Below are 20,532 nucleotides of genomic sequence, written 5' to 3'. Positions count from 1 at the left end.
GAACTGGCGGTACAGGCGGTGCGGTTGGTGCTGCCGGGCGCGCAGGCAGTGCGCGTACGTCAACGCGCACATCGCGCAACCCCGCCCTGGCCGCTGCCGAGGGCGCCGCTGCCGACACGGCCGCCCTCCTTCGCGAAGGTCGAGAAGACGTCGCGACTCATCAGAAGTCCCACTCGGCGTCGTCGTCCACCGGAGTCCCGGTCTGCGGGACGGCGGCGAAGGAGGCGCCCGCCATGCCCGCCGAGAGGGTGGTGCCGTCGGCCGGGTCGATCAGCAGGAAGGAACCGGTGCGGCGCGAGTCGGCGTACGCGTCGAGCGCGAGGGGCTCGGCGGTGCGGACGACGACCCGGCCGATCTCGTTGGCGACGAGCTGTCCGGGGGCCGGGTGCTGGGAGAGGTCGTCCAGGGTCAGCCGGGAGGGGATGTCCTTGACGATCGCCTTGACCGTGCGGGTGGTGTGCTTGATCAGCACCCGCTGGCCCACGGCGAGCGGCCGGTCCGCGACGTGGCAGACGGTCGCCTCGACGTCCTGGGTGACGGCGGGGGAGTCGTTCACCGGGGCGATCAGGTCGCCGCGCGAGACGTCGATGTCGTCGGTCAGGCGCAGGGTGACCGACTGGGGGGCCCAGGCGATGTCCACGCTGTCGCCGAGCAGATCGATTCCGGCGATCGTCGACGTACGGCCGGAGGGCAGCACGGTGACGGGTTCGCCGACGCGGAACACACCGGCGGCGATCTGGCCCGCGTAGCCCCGGTAGTCGGGGAGTTCGGCGGTCTGCGGCCGGATCACGTACTGGACGGGGAACCGGGCGTGGCAGGCGGTGAGGTCATGGCTGACCGGGACCGTCTCCAGGTGTTCCAGGACGGTCGGGCCGCCGTACCAGTCCATGTTCGCGGAGGGTTCCACGACGTTGTCGCCGGCCAGGGCGGAGATCGGGATCGCGGTGATCTCCGGGACGCCGAGGGAGGCCGCGTAGGCGGTGAACTCCTCGGCGATGGCGGCGAACACCGGCTCCGCGTACTCGACCAGGTCCATCTTGTTCACGGCCAGCACCACGTGCGGGACGCGCAGCAGGGCGGCGACGGCGGCGTGCCGGCGGGTCTGCTCGACGACGCCGTTGCGGGCGTCGACCAGGACCACGGCGAGCTCGGCCGTGGAGGCGCCCGTCACCATGTTGCGGGTGTACTGCACATGGCCCGGGGTGTCGGCGAGGATGAACCGGCGACGGGTGGTGGCGAAGTAGCGGTAGGCGACATCGATGGTGATGCCCTGCTCGCGCTCCGCCCGCAGCCCGTCGGTCAGCAGCGCCAGGTCCGGCGCCTCCTGGCCGCGCTTGCGGGACGCGTCCTCGACGGCCTCCAGCTGGTCGGTGAGGACCGACTTGGAGTCGTGCAGCAGCCGTCCGACGAGGGTGGACTTGCCGTCGTCGACGGACCCCGCGGTGGCGAACCGCAGCAGGGTGGTGGTCGACAACTGCTCTGCCAACTGGGTAGGTGTGGTCATTTTAGAAGTACCCCTCGCGCTTACGGTCTTCCATCGCGGCCTCGGACATCTTGTCGTCGGCGCGGGTCGCGCCCCGCTCGGTGAGCCGGGAGGCGGCGATCTCGGTGATCACGGCGTCCAGCGTGGTGGCGTCGGAGTCGACGGCGCCGGTGCAGGACATGTCGCCGACCGTGCGGTACCGCACCTGGCGTGTCTCGACCGTTTCGTGTTCCTTGGGGCCGCCCCAGTCGCCCGCGGTCAGCCACATGCCGGAACGGTTGAAGACCTCGCGCTCATGGGCGAAGTAGATCTGGGGGAGCTCTATGCCCTCGCGCTCGATGTACTGCCATACGTCGAGCTCGGTCCAGTTGGAGATCGGGAAGACCCGGACGTGCTCACCCGCGGCGTGCCGGCCGTTGTACAGCTGCCACAGCTCGGGGCGCTGACGGCGCGGGTCCCACTGGGAGAACTCGTCGCGCAGCGAGAAGACCCGCTCCTTGGCGCGTGCCTTCTCCTCGTCGCGGCGGCCTCCGCCGAACACGGCGTCGAAGCGGTGCTGCTGGATCGCCTCGGTCAGCGGCACGGTCTGCAGCGGGTTGCGGGTGCCGTCGGGACGCTCGCGGAGCTTCCCGGCGTCGATGTACTCCTGCACGGATGCGACGTGCAGGCGCAGCCCGTGCTCGGCGACCGTGCGGTCGCGGTACTCCAGGACCTCGGGGAAGTTGTGCCCGGTGTCCACGTGCAGCAGCGTGAACGGTACCGGCGCGGGCGCGAACGCCTTGAGCGCCAGATGCAGCATCAGGATGGAGTCCTTGCCGCCGGAGAACAGGATCACCGGCCGCTCGAACTCTCCCGCCACCTCGCGGAAGATGTGCACCGCCTCGGACTCCAGGGAATCCAGGTGGCTGAGTGCGTACGGATTGTCGGTGCCTTCCGACACAGTCGCGACGGTCGTCACGCTGCACCCCTCTCGCTCAGCAGCGCGTACAGCTCCGCCGCGGACTCCTGCACGGTCTGCTGGTGCGACTCGATCCGCAGATCGGGCGACTCGGGCGCCTCGTAGGGGTCGTCCACCCCGGTCAGCCCGCTGATCTCACCCGCCGCCTGCTTGGCGTACAGCCCCTTCACGTCGCGTACCGAGCACACCTCGACCGGAGTGGCGACATGCACCTCCAGATACGCGGTGCCCTCGGCCTGGTGCCGCTTGCGGACCGCGTCACGGCTGTCCGCGTACGGGGCGATGACCGGGACCAGCACCTTCACGCCGTTGGCCGCCAGCAGTTCGGCGACGAAGCCGATCCGCTGGACGTTGGTGTGCCGGTCCTCGCGGGTGAAGCCGAGGCCCGCCGAGAGGAACTCGCGGATCTCGTCACCGTCGAGCACCTCCACCCGGTGGCCCTCGCCGCGCAGCCGCCCGGCGAGTTCGTACGCGATGGTGGTCTTGCCGGCGCTCGGCAGACCGGTCAGCCAGACGGTGGCTCCCGTCTCCGTCACGCTCATCGAAGTCTCCTGATCAGTCGTCATCAGTCGTGCAGTCCGCATTCGGTCTTGCCGCGCCCGGCCCAGCGTCCGGACCGTGCGTCCTCGCCCTCCAGCACCCGGCGGGTGCAGGGGGCGCAGCCCACGGAGGCGTAACCGTCCATCAGCAGCGGGTTGGTGAGGACCCCGTGCTCGGCGACGTACGCGTCGACGTCGTCCTGGGTCCAGCGCGCGATCGGCGAGACCTTGACCTTCTGCCGCTTCTCGTCCCAGCCGACCACCGGGGTGTTCGCCCGGGTGGCGGACTCGTCGCGGCGCAGCCCCGTCGCCCAGGCCGCGTACGAGGTCAGTCCCTCCTGGAGGGGCGTGACCTTGCGCAGCTTGCAGCACAGGTCCGGGTCGCGGTCGTGCAGCTTCGGCCCGTACTCGGCGTCCTGCTCCGCCACGGTCTGCCGCGGCGTCAGCGTGATGACGTTGACGTCCATCACCGCCTCCACCGCGTCACGGGTGCCGATCGTCTCGGGGAAGTGGTAACCCGTGTCGAGGAAGACCACGTCCACCCCGGGCAGGGCCCGGGAGGCAAGGTGCGCGACGACCGCGTCCTCCATCGACGACGTGACGCAGAACCGCTTGCCGAAGGTGCGGGCGGCCCACTGGAGGATCTCCAGTGCGGAGGCGTCCTCCAGGTCCCGGCCCGCGCGCTCGGCGAGATCCCTGAGCTCGGCGGCGGAGAGCTTCTCTGCTTGCAGAGTGTCCGTCATATCCCGTCCCCTTCACCGTTGTTGCGCTCCAGTCCCCGGGCCAGCAGGCCCAGGAACTTCAGCTGGAACGCCCGGTTGCACGAGGCGCATTCCCAGGCTCCGTGCCCTGCCTCGTGCGGGCGCAGGTCCTCGTCGCCGCAGTAGGGGCAGTGGAACGGCGCGGCGCGCTCGCTCATGACAGCGACTCCGCACTGGCCCTGGCCGCCCAGGTCGCGAAGCGCTCGTCGTCCTCGCGCTCCTTCTGGAAGTTCCCGAGGACCCGCTCGACGTAGTCGGGCAGTTCGGCCGAAGTGACCTTCAGGCCACGGACCTTGCGCCCGAAGCCGGCCTCCAGGCCGAGCGCGCCGCCCAGGTGCACCTGGTAGCCCTCCACCTGGTTGCCCTCGCCGTCCAGCATGAGCTGGCCCTTGAGGCCGATGTCGGCGGTCTGGATGCGGGCGCAGGCGTTGGGGCAGCCGTTGATGTTGATGGTGAGCGGCTCGTCGAACTCCGGCATGCGGCGCTCCAGTTCGTCGATGAGCGAGGCGCCCCGCGCCTTGGTCTCGACGATCGCCAGCTTGCAGTACTCGATGCCGGTGCAGGCCATCGTGCCGCGGCGGAAGGGGGACGGCTTCACCTGGAAGCCGAGCTTTTCGAGGCCGGCCACCAGGGAGTCGACCTGATCCGGCTCCACGTCCAGGATCAGCATCTTCTGCTCGACGGTGGTGCGCAGCCGGTCCGATCCGTGCGCGGCCGCCAGATCGGCGATCTTGGTGAGGGTGGGGCCGTCGACCCGGCCGACGCGGGGCGCGAAGCCGACGTAGAGGCGGCCGTCCTGCTGCTCGTGGACGCCCACGTGGTCGCGCCAGCGGCTGCTGGGCTGCTCGGGCGCGGGGCCGTCGAGCAGGGGACGCTTCAGGTACTCGTCCTCCAGCACCTGACGGAACTTGACGGGGCCCCAGTCGGCCATCAGGAACTTCAGCCGGGCGCGGGTGCGCAGCCGCCGGTAGCCGTAGTCCCGGAAGATCCCGACCACACCGGCCCAGACGTCGGAGACCTCGTGCAACGGCACCCAGGCGCCGAGGCGTTCGGCGAGCCGCGGGTTGGTCGAGAGGCCGCCGCCGACCCAGAGGTCGAAGCCGGGGCCGTGTTCGGGGTGGACGACGCCGACGAAGGCGATGTCGTTGATCTCGTGGACCACGTCCTGCACGGGCGAGCCGGAGATCGCGGTCTTGAACTTGCGCGGCAGGTTGGAGAACTCCTTGCTGCCGATGTAGCGGTCGTGGATCTCGTCGACCGCCGGGGTCCCGTCGATGATCTCGTCGGCGGCGATCCCCGCCACCGGGGAGCCGATGATCACGCGGGGGCAGTCGCCGCAGGCCTCCGTCGTGGACAGGCCGACGGCCTCCAGCTTCTCCCAGATGGCCGGGACGTCCTCGATGCGGATCCAGTGCAGCTGGATGTTCTGCCGGTCGGTGACATCGGCGGTGCCCCGCGCGTAGTCCTGGGAGACCTCACCGATCGCCCGCAGCTGTGCCGCGGTCAGCCGGCCGCCGTCGATCCGGACCCGCAGCATGAAGTAGCGGTCGTCCAGCTCCTCCGGCTCCAGCACGGCGGTCTTGCCGCCGTCGATGCCGGGCTTGCGCTGGGTGTACAGCCCCCACCAGCGCATGCGTCCGCGAAGGTCGTTGGGGTCGATCGAGTCGAATCCGCGCTTGGAGTAGATCGTCTCAATGCGTGTCCGCACGTTGAGACTGTCGTCATCCTTCTTGAACTGCTCATTGCCGTTGAGCGGGGTGAAGTGCCCCAGGGCCCACTGGCCTTCGCCACGGTGGCGGCCTGCCTTGCGGCGAGGCGCGGCGGGCGCGGGCTGTTCCGGGGTAGCGGCCATGACAGTACGTCCTTCGGGACTGCAGGAGGGCGGCTCTGAACTGCACACTCGCGTCTGGGCGCGGCGGTGCGCAGGATGTGCAGAGGAAAGGTCGATCGCGGCGGTGCTGGGAATCTCAGCTCGCCGGACAGATGGCGCTGGACATGCGGCCGAGGTCGACGTGGCGTCGACTCACCAAGGCAATTCCAGTTCCAGGCATGACGGAAGCGTGTCACGCGGATCTCGGAGCAGTCCACCACTATCCATGATGTGGACGAGACTGTCCCGACAGGTGAGACAATGTGGCGCCCGTCACGTGTGTGACGGGCGCCTGTCGGCCGGAAAACCGGACAACCATGTGCATTTCTTGCCGGGTTTGCTACGGAAGCACCGTCCGGCCGGATTCCGGCCACGGGCCCGGGGTGGCGACCTCGGGCTCCCGTTCCGTCCGGGTGTCGAACAACCGGAAGCCGCGGCGCTGGTAGTTGGCCATGGCATGCGGCCCGTCCTTGGAGCAGGTGTGCACCCACACCCGCTTGGTCGCGGGCCGCTCCGGCCACCGCTCCGCCAGGTCCCAGGCGCGCGCGACCCCGTACGAGAGCAGATGACCGCCGATCCGGCGTCCCCGGAAGGCCGGGAGGAGGCCGAAGTACATGATCTCGACCGCGCCGTCGTCCTGCGGGTCCAGCTCCACGTATCCGGCCGGCGTGCCGTCGGCGTACGCCACCCAGGTCTCCGCGCCCGGCCGGTCCAGCACTTCCTGCCACTGCGCGTACGTCAGCGACAGCCGGTCCGTCCACTGGATGTCGCCGCCGACCGCCGTATAGAGGAATCGGCTGAACTCGGGCAGGGGCACCTCGGACCGGACGATCCGTACGTCCGCCTCGGGCACGGCCGAGGGCCGCAGGTCGTCGGGGGAGGTCTGCTCCAGGGACCAGATGGTCACCTGGGCGAGGGCAGGATCGGATGGACGCTCGGGGTTGCTCATGACTGCCAGAAAACCATGCCCCGCCGCCCCGACCCAAGCCGGTACCCGGGAGCAGGCCCCCCGGACCTGCGGGAACAGCGTTCAGGAGGCGCTGCGGGAACAGCGTTCAGGAGGCGTCGCGGGAACAGCGTCAGGAGGCGCTGCGCGCCGCCACCACCACCGGCGCCTTCGACCGCGGCAACAGATCGCACGGGTGCTCCGGACGGATCACCTCCACCTCGACCCCCTCGCCGAAGCGGTACGGGCGGTGCGCCAGCACCTCCGCGAGATGGCGCCTCAGCCGCGATATCTCGGCCCGGACCGTCACCGTCCTGGTCGGGTCGCCGAAGAGGTCCTCCGCCAGCTCGGACGCCGTACGCCCCTCCGGGTGCAGCGCCAGCGCATACAGCAGCTCGGCGTGGCGCGGGGAGAGCCGCTGCGTCCACGTGCCCACCGGGCTCACCACATTCACCGCGAGACTGCGCGCCAGGCTCAGATCCAGCACGACCCGGCGCGGCGGGCTGTCCATCGCCCCGTCCGCCACCTGCACCAGCCAGCCGCCCGGCAGCGGCTCCACCCGGCACATCCCGAGCGAGGGCAGCCACACCCGGCCCGGCTGCAAGGACTTCGGCAGCGGCAGCCGGTCCACCGGAGGCATCCCGGTGACCGCCGCCAGCCAGCCGTTGCTGTCCACCGCAAGAGCCCGGCCCCCCAGCCGGCACAGCATCGGCGCCGCCACCGAGCGCAGCCGGTCGATCGACTGCAGATGCTGGGTCCTGATCTCGCTCTCGGCCAGCCGGGCCACCGAACCGACGAGGGCGAGCGTCGTCGGATGGAAGGTACTCGCCGGACCGCTGATGTCGACGATCCCCATCAGCCGGCCGTCCCGAGGATCGCGCACCGGTGCCGCCGCGCACGTCCACCCGTGCAGACTGCGGACGAAGTGCTCCGCGGAGTGGACCTGCACAGGGGCGCGCGAGGCGAGCGCGGTGCCGATCGCGTTGGTTCCCGTGATCGCCTCCGACCAGGCGGCGCCCTCGGCGAGGCAGATGTTGTCCGCCAGGCGCAGCACCCCCGTGTTGCCCTGGCGCCAGAGCACCCGGCCCTCCACATCGGTGACCACCATGATCTGCTGCGAGGCGTCCGCGATGCTCACCAGGCCGTCGCTGAGCAGCGGCATCACCTCGCCCAGTGTGGAACTCCGGCGCCGGTGTTCGACCTCGTCCAGCTCCAGCAGGACGCTGTGGGTCGTCTGTTCAGGATCGATCCCGCTGCGCAGCACCCGGTCCCACGAGGCCCCGATCTCTGCCCGCGGCACGGTGGGCATCCGGTCGCCCGCCATCCGCGCCTCGCGGGCCCGGTGGACCAGGCGGTTGGCCCGGCCGGACTCCTGGGCAGCGAGCCGCATCACATCGACAGGGCTTGTCTCCATGCCGGTTTCCCCTCTTGGCTGTGCCGGGCCCTGGTCAGGGGGCCGCGGGACCATCCTCCCGCTGCGGAGGCTCCGGCACCGCAACTCCACACAATGGTTGCAACCCTCTGCAACTCTGGCGACGACCCCCCGACCGTACAAGAGTGACGGAACACCGAACGGCAGGGTTTCGGCCCCGAAGTCCGGTGTGTACAGCATGGGGGGTGGTGCCGTGTCGGCGCAGCACCACCCCCTGTTGCTGCCCGGGCGCTGGCCCGGTCAACGCTCCACGGGCCGGGCCCGTTCCACGACCGACGCCAGGTCCAGGGTGTGCGGCAGCGTTCCGAAGGCCGAACCCCAGTCCCCGCCCAGGCGTGACGCGCAGAAGGCGTCGGCGACCTCCGGCGGAGCCCAGCGCACCAGCAGCGAACCCTGAAGCACCAGCGCCATCCGCTCCACGAGCCGACGGGCCCGTGCCTCGATCCCCTGAAGATCGGCCAGCTCGGTCAGCAGGTCCTTGATCGCCCTGTCCAGCCGGTGGTCCGCGCCCCGCGCCCGTCCGACCTCCTGGAGGAACGCGTTCAGCGCCAGCGGCTCGCGCTGCAGGGCGCGCAGCACATCCAGCGCCTGTACGTTCCCCGAGCCCTCCCAGATCGAGTTGAGCGGCGCCTCGCGCAGCAGCCGGGGCATCCCCGACTCCTCCACGTAGCCGTTGCCGCCGAGGCATTCGAGCGCCTCGGTGACCAGCGGGGTGCACCTTTTCGTCACCCAGTACTTAGCCGTGGGCACCGCGATGCGCAGGAACGCCGACTCGCTCTCGGTCCCGGCGTCGTACGCGGCGGCCAGCCGCATCGCCAGCACCGTCGCCGCCTCCGACTCCAGTGCCAGATCGGCCAGCACATTGCGCATCAGCGGCTTGTCGACCAGCACCCCGCCGAACGCGCTGCGGTACGTGGTGTGGTGGACCGCCTGAGCCACCGCCTGCCGCATCAGCGCCGCCGAGCCGGTGACGCAGTCCAGCCGGGTCGCCGCCACCATGTCGATGATGGTGGGCACCCCGCGCCCCTCCTCACCGATCCTGCGCACCCACGTACCGTCGAACTCGACCTCGGCCGAGGCGTTGGACCGGTTGCCCAGCTTGTCCTTGAGCCGCTGGATCGCGAACGTGTTGCGGGCGCCGTCCGGCAGCACCCGGGGCAGCAGGAAACACGTCAGCCCGCCGGGGGCCTGCGCCAGCACCAGGAACCCGTCGGACATCGGCGCCGAGCAGAACCACTTGTGCCCGGTGAGCAGATACTCCCCCTCCCCGGCCAGGGGCTCGGCACGCGTCGTGTTGGACCGCACGTCCGTGCCGCCCTGCTTCTCCGTCATGCCCATCCCCAGGAGCGCCCCGGCCTTCTGCGCGGCCGGCCGCAGCTCCTCCTCGTACACGTGCGAGGTCAGCAGCGGCTCCCACTCCGCCGCCACGGCCGGATCGGTCCGCAGCGCGGGCACCGCCGCGTGCGTCATCGAGAGCGGGCAGCCGTGGCCCGCCTCGGCCTGCGTCCACACCAGGAAGCCGGCTGCCCGGCGCACATGCCCGCCCGGCCGGTCCCAGGCGTCGGTCAGACCGGCGGTGACCGCATGGCCGAGCAGCCGGTGCCAGGCCGGATGGAACTCCACCTCGTCGATGCGGTGCCCGTAGCGGTCATGGGTCCGCAGCCTCGGCGGATTCTCGTTGGCCTGCGCCCCCCACTCCGCGGCCTGGGCGGAACCGGCGGACCGGCCGAGCTCGGTCAGCCCGGCCCGCGCATCGTCGAGCAGCTCCGACGGGAGGTGCCGCTCCACGGCTTCGGTGAGCACCCGGTCCGCGCCGAAGACGTCGTAGCCGAGGAGGGGAGGGGACTGGTTGGACACTGTGTGGGTGGTGGCTGCCATGCCGCTACGGTATGGACGTGCAGGCAGCAAATGAAACACCCGAGCGGCCACCGGGCCGGCTCCACCGGGCCAGAGTGCTCTACCGCAACGTGTCCAAGCGTCAACTGGCCTGGCAATTGCTCAAGGACACCGTCAACTCGTGCATGGAGTACCGCATTCTGGGACTCGCCGCCGAGGCGGCGTTCTTCACCCTGCTGTCCCTGCCCCCGCTGCTCCTCGGACTGATCGGCCTGCTCGGTTACGTCGACGAGTGGACCAGCACCACCACGGTCGCCTCCATCGAGCGCAACATCCTTGATGCGGCGCATACGGTGCTCTCCGAGCGCGGCGTCAACGACTTCGCCAAACCGCTTCTGGCGGACGTCACCACAGGGGCCCGGCCCGACGTCATCTCGATCGGCTTCGCGATCGCGCTCTGGTCCGGTTCACGCGCGGTCAACGTCTTCATCGAGACCATCACCGTGATGTACGGGCTCGACGGCCAGCGCGGCATCGTCAAGACCCGGATGCTCGCCTTCCTGCTGTACGTGGTGGCGCTGCTGCTGGGCGCGGCCGTGCTGCCGCTGCTGGTGGTCGGCCCCGACCGGGTCGTGGAGTTCATCCCCTGGGGCACCGAGGTCATAAGCGTCCTGTACTGGCCGCTGGTAATACTGCTGTCCATCGCCTTCCTGACCACGCTCTACCACGTGTCCGTCCCCGTCCGCTCACCGTGGATCGAGGACATGCCGGGCGCCCTGATGGCACTGGCCATGTGGGTGCTGGGCAGCTTCCTGCTGCGGATCTACCTCACGAGTACGGTCGAGGGGCCCACGATCTACGGATCGCTGGCCGCCCCGATCGCGGTACTGCTGTGGATCGGCATCTCCGCGTTCGCGGTGCTGGTGGGCGCCGCGGTCAACGCGGCCATCGACCGGGTGTGGCCGTCGGTGGCGACGGCGGCGGCCCGTGCCGCCAACGACCGGGTGCGCGCGGTCCAGGCGGCCGAGTTCGTGGCCCGCACCCAGGCCGAGAGCCGGGACGACGGCCTCGACGACGACGGGGAGGACGGCGACAGCCCCTACATGCCGTCCGAGTTCCCGGAGCGGTGGTCGCGGTTCCTGCCGCCGGACGACGTGAAGTCCCGGCTGCAGCCGAGCCGTGAGAAGGAAACGGACAAGCCCCAGCCGCACGGGGAGTGAGGACAGCCGCCGGGCGGGTTCCCCTGCCGCCGGTTCTCCGTCGGTCGACGAGACTGGTGGCATGGGCGACAGGTACGAAGAGCGCGCGTCGCGGGTGGACGGTGCGAAGGTCTGGACCCTGACCGTGCCGCAGGGATCGGTCCATCCGGTGCTGCCCGACGGCTGCATGGACCTGCTCTGGATCGGCGGCCGGCTGCTCGTCGCGGGCCCGGACACCCGTGCGGAAGCCCCGTCCGGCTCGGGCGGCGGCAGCTACGCGGGCATCCGCTTCGCCCCCGGCACGGCGCCCGCCCTGCTGGGCGTACCGGCGCACGAACTGCGGGACCGCCGCGTCGGCCTGGCCGACCTGTGGCCGGCGGCCCTGGTCCGGGAACTCACCGAGCGGGTCGCCGGGGCCGCCGATCCGGCCGCCGCGCTGGAGGACATCGCCGTGCGCCGGGCAGCGGACACCGCGCCGCCGGACGCGGCGATGCGGTCCGTCGCCGCTCAGCTGGCCGGCGGCCGCACCGTCGCGCAGACGGCACAGGCGGCCGGCCTCGGCGCCCGCCAGCTGCACCGCCGCTCACTGGCCGCCTTCGGATACGGCCCCAAGACGCTCGCCCGGGTACTGCGGCTGCAACGGGCGCTGGCGCTCGTACGGGCAGGGACGCCCTACGCCGAGGCCGCGCTGGTGGCGGGCTGCGCCGACCAGGCGCACCTCGCTCGGGAGATGCGCGAACTGGGCGGCACCACCCTGACCGAGTACTTCGCCGCCTAGGCAGCCCCGTCGGCTCCGGCGAACAGCGACACCGCACAGCCGTCCGGGTCGAGGACCACCGCGTACCGCTGCCCCCACACCGCGTCCCACGGCTTCAGATGGCCCCGGTATCCGGCACCGGTCAGGTCGTCGTAGACGGAGTCGACCTCGGCCGGGCTGTCGCAGAGGAAGGCGAGCCCGAGCCGCTCCCCGCCGTTCGTCCCGGCCCACTCCGGGTCGAAGGAGCGGACGACGTCCTCGGTGTCCCACAGCAGGCGCTGCCCGCCCGGGAGCGTCACTTCGACATGAGGGGCGGATTCCGCGTCGGCGGGGATGTCGAGGCCGAGCCGGCGGTAGAAGGCGAGCGATGCGGCCAGATCCGCGGTGGTGATGGCGATCGCGTCGAGTCGTGGAGTCATGGTCAAGACGGTAGGCCGGGAGCCGGCCCGCCGTCTTGAACGAATCGGTCATGTCACCCGGCCCCGCTCACACCGTGCCGCCCTCATCACCGTCCACGCAGTCCGCCGGCGACGTGCCCGGGTCCGTCAGGGCCAGCCCCAGTGCCGCGCGCTCGGTGACCCAGCGCGTCGGGCGGTGGCGCGGGTCGCCCGTCGTCGCGTGCAGCGCCCGGTGCAGCTCCAGCATCCGGGCCGCGCCGATCCGGTCGCCCCAGGCCAGCGGGCCCACGGGATAGCCGAGACCGGTGGTCACCGCCAGATCGATGTCGGCCGGGGTCGCCAGCGCCCGTTCCGCGATCGACGCCGAGACCGACACGATCGACGCGAGCAGCCGCTGTGCGACCGAGCCCGCCGTGTCCCGTACCACCGACACCGCGAACGGCTCGCCGCCCTCCGAGGCCCGCGCCAGCACCGCACGGGCGTCCCGCGCCGCCACCGGCTCCGCGGCCGGGGTCACGGCCAGCACCCGGCGGCGACCGGTCGCAGCCAGCGGGTCCACGCCGAAGGTGCGCCCCGGGGGCAGCCCGTGCGCGGCCACGGCCGAGGCGACCGTGCCACCCCAGACCAAAACCAGCACCAGCGCCCCGGCGGACGGCTGCGCACCGGACTCGACCGTGGCTCCCGCCGCCGTCAGCGCCGCCCGGAGCGCGGTGGCTTCCGCGTCCCCGGCCGGGGACGCGGCGACGACGTGCACCGGCCGGTCCGGGTCGCCGGTGACCGGCGCCTCCGGCGCGGGCGCGGCTGCCTCGGGGCCGTACGGGAACCAGCCGCGTCCGGTCTTGCGCCCGTGCAGCCCGGCCGTCACGCGGTTCGGGGTCAGATACGAGGGGCGGAGCCGGTCCTCGTGGCGGAAGCCCTCCCAGATGGAGTCGATGACGGCTGCGGTCACATCGAGTCCGGTGAGGTCCATCAGCTCGAACGGTCCCATTCGCAGGCCCAGGACGTCCCGTGCGATGCGGTCGATGCCCGCCGGGTCGGTGACCGTCTCCTCCAGCAGGGCGAGCGCCTCCGTCGCCAGTCCGCGTCCGGCGTGGTTGACGAGGAAGCCCGGCGTGTCGGCGACGGTGACCGCGCGGTGCCCGCAGCTCTCCACGAGGGCGGTCAGCAGCGGCGGGATCTCCGGGCGCGTGGCGGCGCCGGGTACGACCTCGACGATCCGCATCAGCGGGACGGGGTTGAAGAAGTGCAGTCCGGCCAGCCGCGTCGGGTCCTTCAGCTCGGCGGCGATCCGGGTCACCGACAGCGAGGAGGTGTTGGTCGCGAGGACGGCGGAGGCGGGCAGCGCCCGCTCCAGCCTGCCGAAGACCTCCGTCTTGGTGGCCAGGTCCTCCCGCACGGCCTCGATGGCCAGCTCGACGTCCGATCCCTCGGCCCACGGGTCGTCCAGCGGGATCACGCGGTCCACGGCGGCGGCCGCGTCCTCGGCGGACATCCGGCCCTTCTGCACGGCCCGCTCCAGCATGGACCGTACGAAGCCGGCCGCCTCCGTCACCGCCTCCGGCCGCACATCGCCCAGCTCGACGGTGTGTCCGGCCGTGGCCGCCCACTGGGCGATGCCGCGGCCCATGGCTCCGGCGCCGACGATCCTGATACGCATGGTGGTCCTGGTCCTCTCGATGGGGCGGGTGTCGGGCAACGGGCGGAGCGGCTCAGCGGCTCAGCGAAGGTACACGCGGCCCGGGTCGACATCCTCGCGCAGCAGCCGCAGTTCCTCCCCGGTCGGGGGCGGCACCTCGTCGACCGTGTCGGCGACCCGCAGATCCCAGCCGGTCGAGGCCCTGACCTGCTCCACGGTGACTCCCGGCTGGACGGCGACCAGCCGCAGCTCCTCGCCCACGCCCGAGCGGGCCATGATGCCCAGCTCCGTGATGACCCGGGTGACACCGGCGCCCAGCGGTCGGATGCCCTCGGCGAGCGCACGGTCCGGGCCCGGGGTGGTGCAGAAGTCGAGCTCCGCCGGGAAGGAGCGCGGGTGGTGACGGCGCATCACCACGAAGACCTCGCGGGAGTTGGCCATCACCTCGACGCCGCCGCCCGAGCCCGGCAGCCGGACCGACGGGCTGTCCCAGCCGCCGATCACCGACGTGTTGAGGTTGCCCCAGCGGTCGATCTGCGCGGCGCCCAGGAAGCCCACGTCGATATGGCCGCCCTGGAGCACACAGCCGAAGAGCATGGGCATCGAGATCACCGCCTCCGCCCCCGTGATCAGCACCGCGTCGGCGATGGTCTCCGGCAGCGTCGAGGGGTGGGCGCCGCACACTCCGGACTCGTACACCACCTCGATGTCCGGGGCGACCGTCAGATGGGCCAGCTCGGTGGCGAGGGTCGGCAGGCCGATCCCGGCGAACACGGTGCGGCGCGCGGCCAGTTCGCGCGAGGCCACGACGGAGAGCAGTTCGGATGCGGTGACGGTGTCAGGTGCGGTGGCGGTCATGGCCCGTTCCTTCTCGTGTCCCGTGGCGGTGGTTCCCCCCGAGCCGCTCACAGCCGCCGCCCGTAGTTCACCGGCTCGCTCAGTGCCTCGCCCACCGCGAGCCCCGCCCAGAACTCCTCGCCGAGCCTGTCGACGTACTCCGCATGGTCCGCGGTCCCGCGCACCCACTCGTCCAGCCAGTCCTGCAGCCGCTGCGGGTCCTTGCTGATGTGCGACCAGGCCCGGTAGAAGGCGTTGTCCCGGTCGTAGTAGCCCTGCGCGAACGAGGGATGCGCCCCGCGCGGGCAGCAGACGACCGCGTCGACCGCGTGCGCGGGGACGAGCGTGCGGTTGGGGTCGGAGCGGATGACCTCGTCGTCGACGATCTCCTCCACGACGACGACCGCCTTGTCCGCCGCGTACACCGCCTCGGCCTGGATGCCGGTCAGCCCCCAGATCTGGGTGTTGCCGCTGCGGTCGGCGCGCTGCGCGTGGATGATCGTCACGTCCGGGTTGACGGGCGGCACGACGTAGATCTGCTCGGGTTCGCCGTCCGGACCGGGATAGGGCGAAGTGACCTTGCGCAGATCGCTGTTGACCGACGGCAGATCGCTGCCGCCGTAGGAGCGCAGCGGGTAGAACGGCAGCCGCTGCGAACCGGCGAGATAGCGGCAGATCATCCCGTAGTGGCTGTACTCCTCGAAGGCCAGGGGCGCCGGGTCCGCGCTCTCCACCCGTCGGCGGAGCTCACCGAGCGAACCGGCCGACGAGTTGCCCACGAACGAGGACACCAGCCGCGTCACACAGCCCGCGGCGATCATCTGGTCCACCACGATGTCCGCGGTCATCCGCACGACGGTGAGGTCACGGCGGCCCTGGCGGATGATCTCGTGACCCGCGGAGGTCGGGACGAGATGGGTGAAGCCTTCGAGGCAGACGGTGGCGCCGTCGTGGACGAAGGCGGCGATCGCCGCCTTCATCGACATCGTCTTGTCTTTCCGGTCCGTCGTGGCCACCGTGCTCCTCTGCGTGGGCGGACGCGCGTCGCCCCACGGTGCCAGCTGCGATTGTTCGCTGTCCAATACCGAATTAAGCTCGGATCAAGACGTCATTCCAATCAATGGGTGTGCCGAGGAAGGGGCGGGCGTGGAGCTGCGTCATCTGTCCGCGTTCCTGGCCGTGGCCGAGGAGCTGCATTTCGGCCGGGCCGCCAAGCGGCTGCAGATGGCTCAGCCGCCGCTGAGTCAGCAGATCCGTCGGCTGGAGAAGGAGCTGGGCGTCCAGCTCTTCGAGCGCAACACCCGCTCCGTACGGCTCACCAGCGCGGGGGAGTCGTTCCTCCAGCCGGTGCGAACCGTACTCGACGACCTGGACACGGCGGTACGGGCCGCGAAGGCGGCCGGCCGCGGGGAGTACGGGCGGGTCAGCATCGGATTCGCGGGAGCCTCCAGCCACGAGACGCTGCCCCGGCTGACCCGGGCGGTGCGCGCCGCCCATCCCGCGATCGAACTCGTGATGACCGGCCAGACCTACGCCAACGTCGCGCTGGCCCGGGTCGCGGACGGCTCGCTCGACCTGGGCTTCGTACGACTTCCGGTGACGCAGCCGGGCGTGACCTTCCGGGTGATCGACGAGGAGGAGCTGGTCTGCGCGCTGCCCTCTGACCACCCGCTCGCCGCCCGGGACAGCGTTCCGCTGGAGGTGCTGGCCGGGGAGCCGTTCGTCTCGTTCCCCGCGAACACCGGCTCCACCGTGCGCGACGCGATGGTCGGGGCCTGCGAGGCCGCCGGCTTCAATCCGCGGGTGGTGCAGGAGGCCCCCGACTCGTACACGATCCTGGCGCTGGTCGCGGCGGGCGTCGGGGTCACCCTGACCGTCACCTCCGTCCAGCACATCCAGCAGACAGGCCTCGTCTACCGGCCCCTCGCCGGCCCGCCGATCCGGCGCCAGGCAGCGCTGGCCTGGCGGGCCGACAACCCCTCGGCCGCACTGCGCGCGGTGCTCGCCGTCGCGGAGGACGCGCTGCCCACCCCGTAGCCCCCACCATTGAGACGCGCTGCGTCTTGAACCAGGGTGAACTGGATATTGGACCGACTCAGTCGTCGGGTGCGAGGGTCAGGACACACCCTTGTCTCCTTCCGTCCTCTCCCGGAAAGGCCCCGCTGTGCCCGACCTGAACGATGTCGTGATCTGCGAACCGCTGCGCACCCCCATCGGCCGCTTCGGCGGAGCGTTCGCCGGGCAGACGCCGGCCGCGCTCGCCGCCCGCGTCATCGCCGAGGTCGTCGCCCGTACGGGGATCGACCCGGACCGGGTCGACGAGGTGATCCTCGGGCACGCCTACCCGTCCTCCGACGCCCCCGCCATCGGCCGGGTCGCCGCCCTGGACGCCGGGCTCCCGCAGTCCGTCACCGGACTCCAGACCGACCGCCGCTGCGGCTCCGGGCTCCAGGCCGTCCTCGACGCGGCGATGCAGATCAGGGCCGGGTTCAGCGAGGTGGTGATCGCCGGCGGCGTCGACGTGATGAGCGCCGCCCCCTACTACACGCACGACGGCCGCTGGGGCATCAAGGGCCCCGGCCTCCAGCTCCACGACTCGCTGGCCCGCGGCCGGGTCACCGCAGGCGGCGTCAACCACCCTGTCCCCGGCGGCATGATCGAGACCGCGGAGAACCTCCGCCGCGAGTACGGCATCAGCCGCGCCGACCAGGACGCCCTCGCCCTGCGCTCGCAGCAGCGCGCCGGGCGGGCCATGGCCGAGGGCCGGTACGAGGCGGAGACCGTCCCCGTCACCGTGAAGACCCGCAAGGGCGAGACGGTGGTCACCGCCGACGAGCACCCCCGCCCCGACACCACTGCCGAACAGCTCGCCGCGCTCCGCCCGATCCTGGGCAAGTCCGACCCCGATGCCACGGTCACCGCCGGCAACGCCAGCGGCCAGAACGACGCGGCCGCCGCCTGCCTGGTGACCAGTGCCGCCACCGCCGAACGCCTCGGCCTCACCCCGCTGGTCCGGCTGGTCTCCTTCGCCCGCGCGGGCGTGCCCGCCGCCACCATGGGCATCGGCCCCGTCCCCGCCACCCGCACCGCGCTCGCCCGCGCCGGGCTCACCCTCGCCGACCTCGACCTGATCGAGCTCAACGAGGCCTTCGCCGCCCAGGTGCTGGCCTGCACCCGTGAACTGGGCCTCGGCGAGAAGGACCACGAGGAGCGGATCAACGTGAACGGCTCCGGAGTCTCCCTCGGCCATCCCGTCGGCGCCACCGGCGCCCGCATCCTCGCCACCCTCACCAGGGAACTGCACCGCCGCGAGGCCCGCTACGGCCTGGAGACCATGTGCATCGGCGGCGGCCAGGGCCTCGCCGCGGTCTTCGAGCGCATCGCGGTCTGAGACCCGGCGGCATTGCGGACCACCGCGCGCCGGGCTCGAAATCCTCCGTGAAGCAGCGTGGAGGCCCTCGGGTTCGGCCTGGCCGCCGAGGCCGGCCGGGCTGGTGCGATCATCTTCGGATGCGAGAGATCGACGAGTTGACCGAGACGGACGACCCGGCCTGGCCTTGCCTTCAGGAGATGGTCGCCGCATGTTCCGTCCCCGTGCGGGTGCTTCCCGCCGACTTCGACGAGGGGCGTCGGAGCCTCTTGCAGATGCAGGTCACCGCGCGGTCGATGCTGGGTGCTCTCGTGCTGAACACCGGCGGGCTGCTCCTGGACGACGGATGGGTGCGGGTCTTCGGCGGAGGTTCGGCCGTGGACGGGGGGCTGCCCAGCCTGGGCCAGGTCAACGGCTTTCCTGCGGCCTTCGACCCCGCTTGGAACCCCGCGGCCGGTCTTGTTGTGGGCCACGACGCCGTAGGCGGGGTCTTCGCACTGAACGGCCATGATCCCGAGGCTTCCGGCCGGCCCGGGGCACCGGGCCAGATGACCTACTTCGCTCCCGACACGCTCGCGTGGGAGGCGCTGGAGATGGGCCATTCCGTGTGGGTCTCCTGGCTGCTGTCGGACCGTCTGGAGACGTTCTACGACGGGTTGCGCTGGCCCGGCTGGCAGGAGGAGGCCAGGGCACTGGCCCTCTCGCAGGGAATCACCGTCTTTCCGTTCCTGTGGACCGAGGAGGCCCATGCGGATCTCGCGGCCACGAGCCGGCGGGCGGTGCCGATGCGTGAGGTCCTCGGCGTGGCAGCTGATTTCGCCAGGCAGGCGGGGCCCAACGATCCCGGATTCCTCGGCGAGGTGTGAGGCCGCCGGCTCAGGACCGGGTCAGCACGTGACATCTCCGGGGAGCCGATGAGCACGGGAAGCAGGAGCTCCCGGCCGGCCTGCTCTCCTGAGCTCCGCCCACCAACCTGCAACGCCCTCACCGGCGAGGACCAGCGGCCTCGCAGGTGAGGGCGTTGCTACCGGTCCGCCCGCACGCGCTCGCCGGCGGTCGGCGCCGGCGCCACCGCCAGGTGGTCGCGCTCGGCGTCCGGGTCCGTCAGCCGGTTCAGCCGCGCGGGGACGTCGAAGCCGACCAGCAGCACCACGATCACGGTGCCCGCGAACGTCAGTACCGCCAGCGCCTGCCCCAGGTCCATCCCGGAGGCGAGATGGGCCCCGAGCACCGGGGCGACCGCACCGCCGAGGGCGCCCACGTTGTAGGTGAAGCCGAGCGCCGCACCCCGGCTCGCGGTCGGGAAGTGTCCGCCGATGTAGCGGGGGAGCAGCCCGGAGATGCCGAAGCTCGTCGCCTGGAGGAGGAAGAGCAGGATGCCGAGCAGCATCAGGTTGTCTCGTACCGCGAAGACCGGGTAGACGAAGGCGAGCGAGGCCAGCAGCGTCAGCGCGTACGCCTTCTTGGTGCCGATCCAGTCGCCGAGGAAGCCCGCGACCCAGCAGCCCACCATGGTGCCGAAGCCCGCGAAGTACAGCACGTCGGTGACCTGGTCCGTGGTGTAGCCCAGCTCCGTCTTCAGGTACGTGGGCAGCAGGGCCTGGATGGGCCATGAGTACAGGAACGCGAAGAACAGCGTCACGATCATCGACAGGTACAGCACCCAGCTGCGCTTCCCGCCCAGCTGTACGGCGAACGCGGCGAGCGTGAGACCGGCGATCACGGAGAGCGCCGGCACCATGCCGGCTCCGCCCGGCGTGAAGACGAGGAACAGCGAGACCGTGGCGACGACGACGAGGACCGTGTTGACGGTGGCGCGGGCAGGGGTGAGGAACAGCGGCCGGAACGGGTTGGGTTTGGCCTCCTTCTCCGCCACGGACTCCGTCCACTCCTCCGCCTCCGGCAGCGCGCGCCGCATCCACAGCGCGATGGCGATCGGGACGAGGCCCAGATAGAACATCCAGCGCCAGCCGAGCGAGGGCACCACCCAGTTGTAGACCTGGGCGGCGAGCACCGAGCCGACCGAGAAGCCCGAGATCAGGAAGCCGCTGGCCCGGTTGCGCAGAGCGGCGGGCCAGCTCTCCATGACGTACGTGGAACTGGCGCTGTACTCACCGGCCATGCCCATGCCGATGGCCAGCCGGGCGGCGAACAGACTGGTGTAGTTCCATGCGAACCCGCACGCGAAGGTGCCCACCGAGTACAGCAGGATGCTGAGCACCATGGAGAGTTTGCGGCCGTAGCGGTCGCCGATGGCGCCGAGCACGGCGCCGCCCAGCCAGCGCGTGATGAACGCACCGGAGATCAGGCTGGCCGCCTGGACCGTGCTCAGGCCGAACTCGTCACTGATCTCGGTCAGTACGAGGGTGATCAGCACGAAGTCGAAGCCGTCGAGTACGTAGCCGATCCAGGCGGCGAAGAACGACTTCCACTGGGTGCGGCTGACCTGGCGGTACCAGGGGAGCGTGGGGGGTGTCGAGGTCTGCACGGTGACTCCAGGGGGCGGGACG

General features: G+C 71.3%; 19 protein-coding genes and 1 pseudogene. 5 read left to right on the top strand and 15 right to left on the bottom strand.

Annotation, left to right across the window (positions count from 1 at the left end):
* Positions 1–160 precede the first annotated feature (160 nt).
* The 10 genes from OG912_RS04185 to OG912_RS04140 form a co-directional block, all read right to left on the bottom strand.
* The gene (locus tag OG912_RS04185; protein WP_327708230.1) at positions 161–1,504 is read right to left on the bottom strand and encodes a sulfate adenylyltransferase subunit 1; all 1,344 of its coding nucleotides are present in this window, start codon (positions 1,502–1,504) and stop codon (positions 161–163) included.
* 1 nt (position 1,505) lies between these two features.
* Positions 1,506–2,441: a sulfate adenylyltransferase subunit CysD gene (gene cysD / locus OG912_RS04180; RefSeq protein WP_148021566.1), complete on the bottom strand. Its 936-nt coding sequence runs from the start codon at positions 2,439–2,441 to the stop codon at positions 1,506–1,508.
* Positions 2,438–2,983 carry an adenylyl-sulfate kinase gene (gene cysC, locus OG912_RS04175; RefSeq protein WP_401961581.1) on the bottom strand — a complete coding sequence of 182 codons (546 nt, stop codon included), beginning with the start codon at positions 2,981–2,983 and terminating at the stop codon, positions 2,438–2,440. The genes cysD and cysC overlap by 4 nt, the downstream gene beginning before the upstream one ends.
* Positions 2,984–3,006: 23 nt before the next feature.
* Complete coding sequence (locus tag OG912_RS04170; protein WP_327708229.1) at positions 3,007–3,723, bottom strand: phosphoadenylyl-sulfate reductase; 717 nt, start codon at positions 3,721–3,723, stop codon at positions 3,007–3,009.
* On the bottom strand, positions 3,720–3,899 hold the full coding sequence (locus tag OG912_RS04165) for a hypothetical protein (protein WP_326657033.1): 180 nt from the start codon (positions 3,897–3,899) through the stop codon (positions 3,720–3,722). The genes OG912_RS04170 and OG912_RS04165 overlap by 4 nt, the downstream gene beginning before the upstream one ends.
* Positions 3,896–5,593: a nitrite/sulfite reductase gene (locus OG912_RS04160; RefSeq protein ID WP_327708228.1), complete on the bottom strand. Its 1,698-nt coding sequence runs from the start codon at positions 5,591–5,593 to the stop codon at positions 3,896–3,898. The genes OG912_RS04165 and OG912_RS04160 overlap by 4 nt, the downstream gene beginning before the upstream one ends.
* 115 nt (positions 5,594–5,708) lie before the next feature.
* Entirely contained in the window at positions 5,709–5,792 is an 84-nt protein-coding gene (locus OG912_RS04155) for a putative leader peptide (RefSeq protein WP_310739661.1), read from the bottom strand.
* 159 nt (positions 5,793–5,951) lie between these two features.
* The gene (locus tag OG912_RS04150) at positions 5,952–6,560 is read right to left on the bottom strand and encodes a GNAT family N-acetyltransferase (protein ID WP_327708227.1); all 609 of its coding nucleotides are present in this window, start codon (positions 6,558–6,560) and stop codon (positions 5,952–5,954) included.
* A gap of 130 nt (positions 6,561–6,690) precedes the next feature.
* Positions 6,691–7,971: a helix-turn-helix domain-containing protein gene (locus tag OG912_RS04145; RefSeq protein WP_327708226.1), complete on the bottom strand. Its 1,281-nt coding sequence runs from the start codon at positions 7,969–7,971 to the stop codon at positions 6,691–6,693.
* A gap of 258 nt (positions 7,972–8,229) precedes the next feature.
* Complete coding sequence (locus OG912_RS04140; RefSeq protein ID WP_327708225.1) at positions 8,230–9,867, bottom strand: acyl-CoA dehydrogenase family protein; 1,638 nt, start codon at positions 9,865–9,867, stop codon at positions 8,230–8,232.
* A 74-nt stretch (positions 9,868–9,941) separates the two neighbouring features.
* Between OG912_RS04140 and OG912_RS04135 the strand changes: the two genes are divergently transcribed.
* Together OG912_RS04135 and OG912_RS04130 are read left to right on the top strand one after the other, a co-directional pair.
* On the top strand, positions 9,942–11,045 hold the full coding sequence (locus tag OG912_RS04135) for a YihY/virulence factor BrkB family protein (RefSeq protein ID WP_327713336.1): 1,104 nt from the start codon (positions 9,942–9,944) through the stop codon (positions 11,043–11,045).
* Positions 11,046–11,106: 61 nt separating this feature from the next.
* Positions 11,107–11,793, top strand: a pseudogene (locus tag OG912_RS04130) (DUF6597 domain-containing transcriptional factor); the annotation flags it as partial.
* 5 nt (positions 11,794–11,798) lie between these two features.
* Here OG912_RS04130 and OG912_RS04125 read toward each other — a convergent pair.
* From OG912_RS04125 to OG912_RS04110, 4 genes are all read right to left on the bottom strand, one after another.
* Positions 11,799–12,200 carry a VOC family protein gene (locus tag OG912_RS04125; RefSeq protein ID WP_327708224.1) on the bottom strand — a complete coding sequence of 134 codons (402 nt, stop codon included), beginning with the start codon at positions 12,198–12,200 and terminating at the stop codon, positions 11,799–11,801.
* 67 nt (positions 12,201–12,267) lie between these two features.
* Positions 12,268–13,836, bottom strand: coding sequence for a 3-hydroxyacyl-CoA dehydrogenase (locus tag OG912_RS04120; RefSeq protein ID WP_327708223.1), 1,569 nt, complete (start codon positions 13,834–13,836; stop codon positions 12,268–12,270).
* A 60-nt stretch (positions 13,837–13,896) separates the two neighbouring features.
* Entirely contained in the window at positions 13,897–14,673 is a 777-nt protein-coding gene (locus OG912_RS04115) for a CoA-transferase subunit beta (protein WP_327708222.1), read from the bottom strand.
* A 47-nt stretch (positions 14,674–14,720) separates the two neighbouring features.
* Positions 14,721–15,638 carry a CoA transferase subunit A gene (locus OG912_RS04110; RefSeq protein ID WP_327713335.1) on the bottom strand — a complete coding sequence of 306 codons (918 nt, stop codon included), beginning with the start codon at positions 15,636–15,638 and terminating at the stop codon, positions 14,721–14,723.
* Positions 15,639–15,798: 160 nt separating this feature from the next.
* Here OG912_RS04110 and OG912_RS04105 point away from each other — a divergent pair, with 160 nt between their 5' ends.
* The 3 genes from OG912_RS04105 to OG912_RS04095 all read left to right on the top strand — a co-directional run bounded on the left by OG912_RS04105 (position 15,799) and on the right by OG912_RS04095 (position 18,888).
* Entirely contained in the window at positions 15,799–16,689 is an 891-nt protein-coding gene (locus OG912_RS04105) for a LysR family transcriptional regulator (protein ID WP_327708221.1), read from the top strand.
* A gap of 127 nt (positions 16,690–16,816) precedes the next feature.
* Positions 16,817–18,043: an acetyl-CoA C-acetyltransferase gene (locus OG912_RS04100; protein ID WP_327708220.1), complete on the top strand. Its 1,227-nt coding sequence runs from the start codon at positions 16,817–16,819 to the stop codon at positions 18,041–18,043.
* A 119-nt stretch (positions 18,044–18,162) separates the two neighbouring features.
* Positions 18,163–18,888 carry a DUF2625 domain-containing protein gene (locus OG912_RS04095; RefSeq protein ID WP_327708219.1) on the top strand — a complete coding sequence of 242 codons (726 nt, stop codon included), beginning with the start codon at positions 18,163–18,165 and terminating at the stop codon, positions 18,886–18,888.
* Positions 18,889–19,046: 158 nt separating this feature from the next.
* Here the strand turns inward: OG912_RS04095 and OG912_RS04090 are convergent, their stop codons facing one another.
* Complete coding sequence (locus OG912_RS04090) at positions 19,047–20,510, bottom strand: sialate:H+ symport family MFS transporter (RefSeq protein WP_327708218.1); 1,464 nt, start codon at positions 20,508–20,510, stop codon at positions 19,047–19,049.
* Between the last annotated feature and the right edge of the window lie 22 nt (positions 20,511–20,532).

Source organism: Streptomyces sp. NBC_00464 (assembly GCF_036013915.1).
Lineage (GTDB): Bacteria > Actinomycetota > Actinomycetes > Streptomycetales > Streptomycetaceae > Streptomyces.
This window is presented reverse-complemented; position numbering and strand designations above follow the sequence as displayed.

Bases quoted from the DNA above. Each gene is read 5' to 3' on its own strand.
- OG912_RS04185 (WP_327708230.1), bottom strand. From the start codon at position 1,504: ATGACCACACCTACCCAGTTGGCAGAGCAGTTGTCGACCACCACCCTG.
- cysC (WP_401961581.1), bottom strand. From the start codon at position 2,983: ATGAGCGTGACGGAGACGGGAGCCACCGTCTGGCTGACCGGTCTGCCG.
- OG912_RS04170 (WP_327708229.1), bottom strand. From the start codon at position 3,723: ATGACGGACACTCTGCAAGCAGAGAAGCTCTCCGCCGCCGAGCTCAGG.
- OG912_RS04165 (WP_326657033.1), bottom strand. From the start codon at position 3,899: ATGAGCGAGCGCGCCGCGCCGTTCCACTGCCCCTACTGCGGCGACGAG.
- OG912_RS04160 (WP_327708228.1), bottom strand. From the start codon at position 5,593: ATGGCCGCTACCCCGGAACAGCCCGCGCCCGCCGCGCCTCGCCGCAAG.
- OG912_RS04155 (WP_310739661.1), bottom strand. From the start codon at position 5,792: ATGCCTGGAACTGGAATTGCCTTGGTGAGTCGACGCCACGTCGACCTC.
- OG912_RS04150 (WP_327708227.1), bottom strand. From the start codon at position 6,560: ATGAGCAACCCCGAGCGTCCATCCGATCCTGCCCTCGCCCAGGTGACC.
- OG912_RS04145 (WP_327708226.1), bottom strand. From the start codon at position 7,971: ATGGAGACAAGCCCTGTCGATGTGATGCGGCTCGCTGCCCAGGAGTCC.
- OG912_RS04140 (WP_327708225.1), bottom strand. From the start codon at position 9,867: ATGGCAGCCACCACCCACACAGTGTCCAACCAGTCCCCTCCCCTCCTC.
- OG912_RS04125 (WP_327708224.1), bottom strand. From the start codon at position 12,200: ATGACTCCACGACTCGACGCGATCGCCATCACCACCGCGGATCTGGCC.
- OG912_RS04120 (WP_327708223.1), bottom strand. From the start codon at position 13,836: ATGCGTATCAGGATCGTCGGCGCCGGAGCCATGGGCCGCGGCATCGCC.
- OG912_RS04115 (WP_327708222.1), bottom strand. From the start codon at position 14,673: ATGACCGCCACCGCACCTGACACCGTCACCGCATCCGAACTGCTCTCC.
- OG912_RS04110 (WP_327713335.1), bottom strand. From the start codon at position 15,638: ATGTCGATGAAGGCGGCGATCGCCGCCTTCGTCCACGACGGCGCCACC.
- OG912_RS04095 (WP_327708219.1), top strand. From the start codon at position 18,163: ATGCGAGAGATCGACGAGTTGACCGAGACGGACGACCCGGCCTGGCCT.